Consider the following 10,957-nt stretch of genomic DNA (forward strand, 5'->3'; position numbering starts at 1 on the left):
GTCATGTAGGCGTTAGCTTTTAGAGTCATAAGCCGGGCGGGTGCGCTCTCCTTATGGAGGGTGCACCCGCCCGGCTTTTTACTCTCGAAGCTGCCCCGCTTATTCCCAACCACTTTTCCCCTTCCCGGCACTTGAGTCCTCGTCCGTGCGGTATCACAAAGTACGTTGAGGCGAACAATAACACCGGGTTAGGCCGTCCTAGATTTTCTGTTCGGAGTGCTCTACAGTGGTTCACTGATCAACTCAGAACACACAGATCGAACGCATGATTGCGCGCCCGGGAGATACCCGGCGCGACCCGCATCCGGCGGAAAGAGAGATATGAGCACGCACGCGACGCACGAGCACGGCGAAGACACGTACGGCGAGCAGGCCGAGAAGCTTCAGGCTGACGCGGCCGAGGCTGAAAGGACCGTAGCTGAGGCGACCGAGCACAAGCCGACCCGCCACAGTGCGGTTACTTCCCCCTCCCCCACGCAGATTAAGCGTTGGCGCCGCTACCTTGCCGATGAAGAGTCGGAGGCACGCATCTACCGCTACCTGGCTCGCCGTGCCGAGGGTACCGACCGCGAGATTCTTCTGCAGGTTGCCGAGGCGGAGAAGCGTCACCAGCAGCATTGGCGTGACATGCTCGGCGAACACGCGGATGTTCACGTGCGCCCGTCCATGCAGTCTCAGCTACTGCAGTTCTTGGCGAAGAACTTCGGTTCGGTGTTTATTCTGGCGATGGCTCAGCGCGCCGAGTCCCGCTCCCCTTACGCTGAGGACCCGGACGCCACCGAGGAAATGGCGGCTGACGAGGCGATTCACGAGGAAATTATCCGTGCCCTGGCGACCAGCGGCAGGGAGAAGCTATCGGGTAATTTCCGTGCGGCGGTCTTTGGTGCTAACGACGGCCTGGTCTCGAACCTGGCGTTGACTATGGGTATTACCGCATCGGGTGCATCCAGCTCGATGGTTCTGCTCTCGGGTATTGCGGGTCTGCTGGCGGGTGCGCTGTCGATGGCTGCGGGTGAGTTCGTGTCGGTTCGTTCTCAGCGTGAGCTGTTGGATGCCTCCCAGCCGACCCAGGTGACCCTGCGTGTTGCGCACGATTTGGATTTGGATTCGAACGAGCTGGAGCTGATTTACCGTGCCCGCGGCATGGAGCCGGACGCGGCGCATCACCGTGCGATGGAGCGTTTCGGCTACATGGATTGTGACTGCGATCCGTCGCTGTCTCACCGCGAGGATGAGGATCGTGAGGAGAACGTGGCTTTGGGTACCGATATTGGTGCCGCCGCTGCTTCGTTTGCGTTCTTTGCTTCGGGTGCACTGGTTCCGATTCTGCCCTATATCTTTGGCTTGTCGGGTGTATTCGCGATGGTGCTGTCTCTGCTGTTTGTGGGTGCGGCGCTGGGCTTCACCGGCGGCGTGGTGGGTCTGCTTTCGGGCGCTTCCCCGCTCAAGCGCGGTATTCGCCAGATTCTAATTGGCTTCGGCGCGGCGTTTGTGACCTACCTGCTGGGTCTGGCGTTCGGCACGACGGTTGGCTAATCGAGAACCCCATAAATAGGCTTTCAACAAGTTGTATATAGCCGCTCGGGCATGTTCCGCGCTCTCCCCTGAGCCGTGCATCCCGAGCGTAGAAAACCCCCGGCGGGTGATTTGAAATCACCCGCCGGGGGTTTCTATACGCTTTTACCCTACATGAGGGGTTGCCCTATTTACGGGTGAATCTCCGCGGTGGTGGCCTGACCGGAAACGCTCTCCGAGCCGGTCGCGCCATTGCCGGAGTAGGTCAGGTTAGCGACCTGCACGCTGGAGGTCTGCTTGTACGAAACCCAGCCGTCGTTTGCCGGGAAGCGCAGCTGCGCCGGCATGAAGTTGGTCTGGCTGTAGTACTTGGTGCCGGACTGCTTCATGGTGTACGCCTTGCTGGTGGTGTAGACGATACGACCCTTGAAGGTGTAGGTGCCATCAGAGTTTTTGGTGACGGTCGGTACTTCTGCGGTCCAGGTGCCGGCGGTCTGCGCCACGGACAGGTACTTTGCCTGGCCTGCGGAGGCTACCAGTTCGGTGGTCTTACCGGTCAGCTTGCGACCGGAGGGGGCCCATGCCTGGCCGTTGATCTTACCGAACTTAAGGAGCGACTGGGCACTGGCGGAGACGGTGTACTCAACCTCGGTTACGAAGGTCGCGCCCGCTGCGAGGGTGACGCTGCTTCCGGGGATGTAGCCGGTGCCGGTTGCGGTGTCCTTGGTCGGTACGGACCACCAGAAGCCGCTGGAGGACATGTACGCGCCGTTTGCGCCGGTCTGGGAGTTGGTGACGGGGGTGAACTTACCTTCGCCGTTAACGTAGGTTGCGCTCTTGGGCTTGGAGGTTGCGTCGTCCCAGTTGATGTCGGAGTCGGGGGTGCCGGAGGCGGTGAAGTGTGCCTCGGGGCTTGCCGGGTTGATGGTGCCGGTGTTGTTGGAGGATGCGTAGCCGACGTAGCCGCCGTTGTTCTGCACGCTGACGTACACGCCGTACTGCACGCCGGGGGTTTCCTTGGATGCTGCGTAGGCGGGCACTGCTGCGGAGGCTGCGACGACGGGTGCGGACCAGACGCCTGCCTTGGCGATGGTGCGGCGAGAGATGGGCTGGGTCATGAGTGTGGTGATCTCCTGTGAGTGTTTGGTGTTTCTTGGAGCCGCTCAGAAAGTGATTCTGACTAGGCTCAATGCACTCCAGTATACAAAGGTTATGGTCGTACTTACATATTTTTGCGGCACTGTGTGCACAATCTTACTTTCTAGTGCAATATTTGCGGGCACTGGCGGCGCGTTAAAAGCACAGATGCCGGTAGTCTCTACGACTACCGGCATCTGCCGCGTTTTATGCTGTTTACTTCGCTGCGAAGATTTCGCGCATCAGGTTTGCAGCCTCGGAGGGGGTCTTACCGACCTTCACGCCTGCTGCTTCCAGAGCTTCCTTCTTCGCCTGAGCGGTACCGGAGGAACCGGAGACAATAGCGCCTGCGTGGCCCATGGTCAGACAGCTGTACTTAGAAATACACGAGGCATCCATAAACCACCGCAATATAAGTTATTATCCATAACATGAACACAAAATACATACTAATAAAATTATTATCAAACAATAAATCTCAATTTCTCATAATAATAAGTTTCTGGATCTTTTGATACAAGAACCTCAGTGAAACCCCTTCTTGCAATTGCTTCTCTAGTCTGAACATTAGGATGCTTGTAACCTTGATGGTCCGGATCTGAATGAATAATGCATTCTACCCTGGGAGCAGAAAATAAACCATAAAATTCATCGCTGGAATTCTTCCATGCGCCATGATGAGGAACTGTCAAAGCCCAAACACGATTTATTCTTTCCTGACTTAGCTTAGCCTTGAGCTCTTCAACATTCTTCGTTTCTCCCAAAAGGGCGTCACCTGTACCCAGCCAACCACCTATAGTTTTGGTATTACTAGCGGAAACCTTGTGATGAAATCCCTCGTAATTCAACATACTCCCTCTGTCAATTTGAGAGTTCCGCCCCTTACTTTCTCTATTAATTTCGACGCAACTCTTATTAGAACCAGTCTTTTTATTCAAGACCCCCGCTGGCCCACTATATAGAATAATTGAAGAAGCGTTAAATAAATCCCCGACATCAAAAGGCTTTTCAGAAAACCATGCATTTACAGTTTTAACAGCCTGCCTATATGCTTCTTTAAGATTTTCCAGTTTACTTTTATCTTTTAAATCCAAGATGTCTATATCCTTAACATCTTTACCGAGATTATTTCGAACATTCGCTTTAAAATCATTATAAAAAATCCCGGTGCTGTAAGTCTCCGCACCAAACCCCAAAGAGAAATGAAGGAATTCCCATACAGTAGATACAGCCTTCAAGAAATAAATTTTATTCGAGGGTATTGCAACATAATCGTGATCCACGACATCCGTAGATTCAACAATTTCTATATCATTGAAAAAATCAGACATTCGCTCGTCTTCTTCAGTCCCTAAAACCATATAAGGGAGAAGTATATGTTTGGCCCATGAATCCCATGATGACATATTTTTAATTCGCCATGAATTCTCCAAAGTAATTACAATCTTTCCAATCAAATCTACATAAGGAATTACAATCTTCTTGATAGAAAAACCTTGCTCCCACAAATATTTTATTGCATTACAATGGTCATTGTGCAAATGTGAAATAACTAAAAGATCAATTATAGGCTTTTCTGAACTACCTTCCTTATGTCGAAGATCTTTAACCCAACCTTCAACATCTTTTTTAGAAATTGATCCACAGTCATAAACGCATACATACTGCTTCTCAGAGCTGCGGACTATTTGCGCACTAAAAGTACCTTGCCCAATCGGGTAATGATAACGCTCTACACTAATATCCATTCCTGCACTCCTTATAACTAAAAGCTAATAGAGAATAAAATAACCCCGGCAAACAAACACTGAATGTTTATCTACCGGGGTCATTTATATAGCTAGGCTATAAACTACTTCGCTGCGAAGATTTCGCGCATCAGGTTTGCAGCCTCGGAGGGGGTCTTACCGACCTTCACGCCTGCTGCTTCCAGAGCTTCCTTCTTCGCCTGAGCGGTACCGGAGGAACCGGAGACAATAGCGCCTGCGTGGCCCATGGTCTTACCCTCAGGAGCGGTGAAGCCTGCAATGTAACCAACGACGGGCTTGGTCACGTTTGCCTTGATGTACTCTGCAGCACGCTCCTCAGCGTCACCACCGATCTCACCAATCATGACGATTGCTTCGGTCTCGGGGTCAGCTTCGAAAGCTTCCAGAGCGTCGATATGGGTGGTGCCGATGATGGGGTCGCCACCAATACCGATAGCGGTGGTGAAACCAATGTCGGACAGTTCGTACATCAGCTGGTAGGTCAGGGTACCGGACTTGGAGACCAGACCGATCTTGCCCTTGCCGGTGATGTTCGCCGGGATAATACCAACCAGGCACTCCTCGGGGGAGATGATGCCGGGGCAGTTGGGGCCGATGATGCGGGTGATCTGCTTGCCGTTCTCGTCCACGGATGCCTTAGCAGCTGCCCAGAACTCTGCGGAGTCCTGAACCGGGACGCCCTCGGTGATGACGACGACGAGGCCAATCTTAGCCTCGATAGCCTCGAGAACTGCTGCCTTGGTGAAGGCCGGGGGAACGAAGACGATGGAGACGTTCGCGCCGGTCTTCTCCATAGCCTCAGCTACGGAACCGTACACGTTCAGCTCGATGTCGGAGCCGTCCTTCGCCTTGTGGGTGACGGTGGTGCCAGCCTTGCGAGCGTTCACGCCGCCCACAATGTTGGTGCCTGCTGCGAGCATGCGTGCGGTGTGCTTGGTACCCTCGCCACCGGTGATGCCCTGAACGATGACCTTGGAGTCCTTGTTCACAAAGATAGACATATTACTTCCTTGAAATCCTTTGCTGGCGATTACGCCTTGTGAGCGAGCTCTGCTGCCTTGTCAGCGCCGGAGTCCATGGTCTCAGCCAGAACAACCAGCGGGTGGTTCGCCTCGGAGAGGATGCGGCGACCCTCAGCAACATTGTTGCCGTCCAGGCGCACAACCAGGGGCTTGGTTGCTGCGTCGCCCAGAATCTCCAGAGCCTTCACAATGCCGTCTGCCACTGCGTCACATGCGGTGATGCCGCCGAAGACGTTCACGAAAACGCTCTTGACCTGCTCGTCGCCCAGAATGATTTCCAGGCCAGCAGCCATAACCTCAGCGGACGCGCCGCCACCAATATCAAGGAAGTTTGCGGGCTTGACGTTGCCGTGGTTCTCACCAGCGTATGCAACGACGTCCAGGGTGGACATAACCAGACCTGCACCGTTACCAACGATGCCGACCTCGCCGTCCAGCTTCACGTAGTTCAGGTCGAACTGCTTTGCCTTAGCTTCCAGCGGGTTCTCAGCGGACTTGTCCACGAGAGCCTCGTGCTCGGGCTGGCGGAATTCTGCATTGTCGTCCAGGGAGACCTTGCCGTCCAGGGCGAGGATGGTGCCCTCGGGGGTCAGAACGAGGGGGTTAACCTCAACCAGGGTTGCGTCTTCCTTGGTGTAGACTTCGCCCAGCTTGACGAGAACGGGAACAACCTTCTCCTGCAGTTCTGCGGAGAAACCTGCTGCCTTAGCGATTTCTTCAGCCTTAGCCTGGTCCAGGCCAACCAGCGGGTCAACCTCGATCTTTGCCAGTGCCTCGGGACGCTCAGCAGCGAGCTGCTCAATTTCCATACCGCCTTCTACCGAGCACATTGCCAGGTAGGAGCGGTTTGCACGGTCCAGCAGAAGGGAGAAGTAGTATTCTTCGGCGATGTCTGCGCCGTCAGCGACCAGCACGCGGTGAACGGTGTGGCCCTTGATGTCCATGCCGAGAATTGCCTTAGCGTGCTCGTAAGCTTCTTCGGGGGACTTTGCGAGCTTAACGCCGCCAGCCTTACCGCGGCCGCCGGTCTTAACCTGAGCCTTAATGACGGTCAGGCCGCCAATTTCCTCAGCTGCTGCCTTTGCTTCTTCAGGGGTGGTCGCAACAATGCCCTTGAGCACGGGTACGCCGTGCTTTGCGAAGAGATCGCGCGCCTGGTATTCGAAAAGGTCCACAGGTGTCCTTCTTCTTCGAAGTGGTGCCGAGTACTGGTGCACTCGGCCTGGTCTCATTAGAGGAGGTTCCCCCGTGTGGCCGGTACGGTGCGATAGGGGTCTCTCGCACCCGGCGCACACGCATCATTGACGCGGGGAATTTCTCTCGTCTCTACTCTATCGGATTCGGCGTGAGCTCGCACTCACAGAGCCCAAAATCCGGGATTTTAGCGACTCAGCTCACACATATTTTGGGTACGTTTTACCCAAAGGTTGCGTACCGGGTAACTAACCCGAGCACGCGGCGCCCCATCCGCCGCGAAATACCGGCGAAAACGCGACATTACCGCCGCGCGCAGAAGAGCATCCGGGCCTTTCTCACCAGGCGGACAACACGCCCGGTACAGCGCACAAAAGAGGGGCGGGCACCCGCAGGTACCCGCCCCTCCATCGGTACTATCAGGTTCTCAGCCCTGACCCGTTAGCTCACCTTCTCCAGCGGCGCGTAACGCAGCAGCAGACGCTTCTCTTCCGAGCCGAAGCGCACCTTCGCCACGGTCTTATCGCCGCTACCCTCAACGGCGAGCACGCGGCCCTCACCGAACTTGGTGTGGCGCACGGTATCGCCGACCGCCAGGGTCGGGATTTCCTTGCTCTGGTGCACGCGGGAGCGGTTCGTCACCTTCGAGGAGGCGGCAGCCGCCGCCAGCCCGTAGCTTGCCGAGCCGTTAATATCCGCGGTGGACGGCTCGGAACGGCGTGCGGGGCGGGACTCGTAGGGGTCGTACGAGCCACGCGAGCCACCGGAGCTGTAACCTCCCGAGCCGTAGCCGCCCGAGTAGCCGCCGGAACCGTAGCCGGAGCTGTATCCGGAGCGCGAACCGCCCGAGTAACCGCCACCGTACGAGCTACCGTAGGAGCTGCCTCCATAGGAACCACCGCCGCGAGCGCCGTACGCGCCCATGCCGGAGGCACCAAAACCAGAGAAACCGGCGGTGCGCTTCCACTCGATCAGCTCCTCCGGGATCTCCTCCAGGAAGGGCGAGGGCGGGTTGAACTGGCTCTTGCCCCACATGGTGCGGGTCTCGGAGCGGGTCAGGTACAGGCGCTCCATGGCGCGGGTCAGACCCACGTACGCAAGGCGGCGTTCCTCGCTCATTTCCTTCTCGTCGGTCAGGGCGCGCTGGTGCGGGAACAGGCCGTGCTCCATGCCGGTCAGGAACACCACGGGGAACTCCAGACCCTTGGCGGTGTGCAGGGTCATGAGGGTGACCATGCCCTGCGCCTTCGCCTCGGCAGCTTCGGCGGCAATCTGTGCGGCGGAGGCGTTCTCACCCTCCGCGCTGGCGGGACGGTTCGGGATCGAGTCAGCATCGGCAACCAGCGCCACGTGTTCGAGGAACTGCTCCAGGTCGGCGCCGGGGTTCTCGGTCTCGAACTCAACCATGGCGTCGAGCAGCTCGGAGAGGTTCTCCACGCGCGACTCGTCCTGAATGTCCTTAGAGGCGCGCAGAGCCGCCAGGTACCCGGTCTGCTCCAGGACCGCTTCCAGGCAGGTTGCGGCGGGTTCGGTGCGGGCAATCTGCGCCAGGTCGTCCATAAGGCGCACGAACTCGGCGTACTTCTTGACCGCGGCGGCACCCAGGCCGGGGATGTCGGCTGTCTGGCGTGCGGCGGCGTAGAAGGAGATGCGGTTCGCACTCGCGTACTCCGCCACCACGGACTCAGACTTGGCACCGATACCGCGCTTGGGTTCGTTGAGGATGCGGCGCACGTTCACGTCGTCATCGGGGTTGCTCAGGGCGCGCAGGTACGCCAGAGCGTCCTTGATTTCCTTACGCTCGTAGAAGCGGGTACCGCCGACCACGCGGTAGGGCAGGCCGGCACGCATGAGCATGTCCTCGAGGGTTCGGGACTGCGCGTTGGTGCGATAGAAGATTGCGACGTCACCGGGCTGCACGCCGTGCTCATCGGCAAGGCGGTCAATTTCGCGGGTGATGTAGCGTGCCTCGGCGTGCTCGGATTCGGCGACGTAACCGATGATTTTCGCGCCCGCACCGGAGGCGGTCCACAGCTTCTTGGGGCGACGGTCGGGGTTGCGTTCGATGACCGCGTTCGCCGCGGAGAGGATGTTCTGCGTGGAACGGTAGTTCTGTTCCAGCAGGATCGTGTGGGCGTTCGGGTAGTCCTTCTCGAAGTCCGTAATATTGCGGATATCCGCGCCGCGGAAGGCGTAGATGGACTGGTCGGAGTCACCCACCACGGTCAGCTCGGCGGGGGGCACGGCGTCCGGGTAGGGGCCGCGGTCAGCCGGTGCCTTCGTGTGGGCGCCGACCAGTTCACGCACGAGCTGGTACTGGGCGTGGTTGGTGTCCTGGTACTCGTCCACGAGGATGTGGCGGAACTTGCGGCGGTAGTAGTTCGCGATTTCGGGGAACTTCTTGAGCAAGAAGACGGTGCGGCCAATCAGGTCGTCAAAGTCGAGGGAGTTGGCGGCGCGCAGACGCTGCGTGTAAACGGTGTAGATCTGCGAGATGGTCTTCTCGTACGGGTTATCGGAGGCCACGCGGGATGCGAACGCCTCGGCGCTGACCAGCTCGTTCTTCAGCCCGGAGATGCGGTTGCCCACGGCCTTGGCGGTGAACTTCTTGGGGTCCAGGTTGAGCTCTTTAATGATGAGGCTCAGCAGGCGCTGCGAGTCGGTCGAATCGTAAATGGTGAAGGTGGACTTCAAACCCAGGGCGGCGGCCTCACGGCGCAGCACGCGCACGCAGAAGCTGTGGAAAGTAGAAATCCACATGTGCTTGGCGCGCGGGCCAACCAGCGCCTCAATACGTTCACGCATTTCGGCGGCAGCCTTGTTGGTGAAGGTGATGGCGAGAATCTGGCCGGGGGTCGCGCGATGGGTTGCGAGCAGGTAGGCGATGCGGTGGGTGAGCACGCGGGTCTTGCCGGAGCCGGCGCCCGCAACGATGAGCAGGGGCGCGCCGGAGTGCAGCACGGCTTCTTCCTGGCGTTCGTTGAGCCCGGCGGTGAGGGAGGCGGGGTCCACCGCATTGAGGCTGTGGGCACGTTCGCAGTAGGGGTCAGCGGGGTCGAAGTCCTCGCCGTAGCCGCCGACTCGGTAGGCGGGCGGCATGAAGTCGCCGAGCGGGTCTGCGGCGGTGAAGGCTGCGGGCACGCCGGGTTCAGGAACGGGCGCGCTATTAGCAGGGGTACCGTAGGCGGGCATACCGGTAGGCAGGGCTGCGGGTACGTCCTGTGCGGGCGCTTCCATCACCGGAGCGTCCATCACTGCGGCGTCCATGGGAGGGGCGTAGTAGTCGTCCTCGGCAGGGGGTACGTCGTAGTAGGGATCGAAGGGCGGCTCGTCAGCCGGTGCAAGGTCAGCCGGTGCGGGTGCTGCGGGGGTGACGAGTTCGGCAGCAAAGAGGCCGTCCTGTTCGGTGAAGGGCTGCTTCTGCTGTTCGGGCTTGTCGCTCATCGTCTACCTCGCTGCCTAGAATACACGTTCGATATTCCATGCTACCGCATTTACTCCGCGGCTCCCACCCGTTCGGTCACCCGGCCGCCCATCTCTCACAGGTAGCGGTGCCTCTGTATCCGAGGTTCCCCGTGCTAGGATGACCGCATGACTCAGACCGCAACCCCCACCCTGTCATGCGCCCTGTGGTGCAACGGCACCGCTGATGAAGCCGCGCAATTCTACACCGAGGTTTTCCGCAACGCCTCCATTACCGAGCAGGTTCCCGGGCTCACGGCGACTATCAGCATTCACGGTTTCAAGCTCACGCTCATCAACGGTGACGACCGGTACACCCCGAACCAGTCCATCAGCTGCATTCTGAACTTTGACCCGCTCCTGTTCGGTGGCGAGGAGCAAGCGCGAGCATACCTCGATGAACTCTACGAAAAGCTGAGCAGCGGCGGTGTACTCATGGAATTGGGCGAGTACCCTTTCTCTCCCCGCTACGCCTGGGTCCGTGACCGTTTCGGTATGACCTGGCAGCTGATGCTCACCAACCCCGAGGGCGACCCGCGCCCCTTCGTCATCCCCTCATTCATGTTTGGCGGCAAGAATCACGGCAATGCAGAAGAAGCCACCAACAGTTGGCTTTCTATCTTTGACGATGCCCGCCGCGGAACCCTGTATCACTACCCGGAGGGCGCCCCCTTTGGATCGGATGCGGTCATGTTCACCGACATTAACCTGCAGGGCACTTGGCTGGCAGCTGCTGATTCTGGTGCTTTCCACGATTTCACGTTCACGCCGGGAGTTTCGGTAGTTCTTTCGTGCCGTATCCAGGAGGAGATTGATTACTATTGGGAGCAGCTCTCGGCTATACCTGAGGCGGAGCGT

7 protein-coding genes and 1 pseudogene are annotated in these 10,957 nt (G+C 58.2%); 2 read left to right on the top strand and 6 right to left on the bottom strand.

The window, feature by feature from the left end; translation table 11 throughout:
• Positions 1 to 321: 321 nt before the first annotated feature.
• Positions 322 to 1,536: a VIT1/CCC1 family protein gene (locus HXO69_RS04535; RefSeq protein ID WP_296545575.1), complete on the top strand. Its 1,215-nt coding sequence runs from the start codon at positions 322 to 324 to the stop codon at positions 1,534 to 1,536.
• Between the two features lie 170 nt (positions 1,537 to 1,706).
• On the opposite strand, the gene HXO69_RS04540 is transcribed toward HXO69_RS04535, so the two are convergent.
• The 6 genes and pseudogenes from HXO69_RS04540 to HXO69_RS04565 form a co-directional block, all read right to left on the bottom strand.
• Entirely contained in the window at positions 1,707 to 2,633 is a 927-nt protein-coding gene (locus HXO69_RS04540) for a hypothetical protein (protein ID WP_049338365.1), read from the bottom strand.
• Between the two features lie 235 nt (positions 2,634 to 2,868).
• A pseudogene (locus tag HXO69_RS04545) lies at positions 2,869 to 3,015 on the bottom strand (succinate--CoA ligase subunit alpha); the annotation flags it as partial.
• 101 nt (positions 3,016 to 3,116) lie between these two features.
• A complete protein-coding gene (locus tag HXO69_RS04550; protein WP_296545577.1) occupies positions 3,117 to 4,400 on the bottom strand; it encodes a hypothetical protein in 1,284 nt (427 codons plus the stop codon).
• A 104-nt stretch (positions 4,401 to 4,504) separates the two neighbouring features.
• Positions 4,505 to 5,422 (bottom strand): succinate--CoA ligase subunit alpha, encoded by a 918-nt coding sequence (gene sucD / locus HXO69_RS04555; protein ID WP_005508195.1) that lies wholly within the window; start codon positions 5,420 to 5,422, stop codon positions 4,505 to 4,507.
• Positions 5,423 to 5,451: 29 nt separating this feature from the next.
• Entirely contained in the window at positions 5,452 to 6,618 is a 1,167-nt protein-coding gene (sucC, locus tag HXO69_RS04560) for an ADP-forming succinate--CoA ligase subunit beta (protein WP_105360621.1), read from the bottom strand.
• 460 nt (positions 6,619 to 7,078) lie between these two features.
• The gene (locus HXO69_RS04565) at positions 7,079 to 10,081 is read right to left on the bottom strand and encodes a UvrD-helicase domain-containing protein (protein WP_296545579.1); all 3,003 of its coding nucleotides are present in this window, start codon (positions 10,079 to 10,081) and stop codon (positions 7,079 to 7,081) included.
• A 147-nt stretch (positions 10,082 to 10,228) separates the two neighbouring features.
• Between HXO69_RS04565 and HXO69_RS04570 the strand changes: the two genes are divergently transcribed.
• Positions 10,229 to 10,957 (top strand): VOC family protein (locus HXO69_RS04570; protein ID WP_296545581.1); only part of this gene is annotated, 729 nt, incomplete at its 3' end.

This window comes from Rothia sp. (in: high G+C Gram-positive bacteria) (assembly GCF_015265375.1).
Lineage (GTDB): Bacteria > Actinomycetota > Actinomycetes > Actinomycetales > Micrococcaceae > Rothia.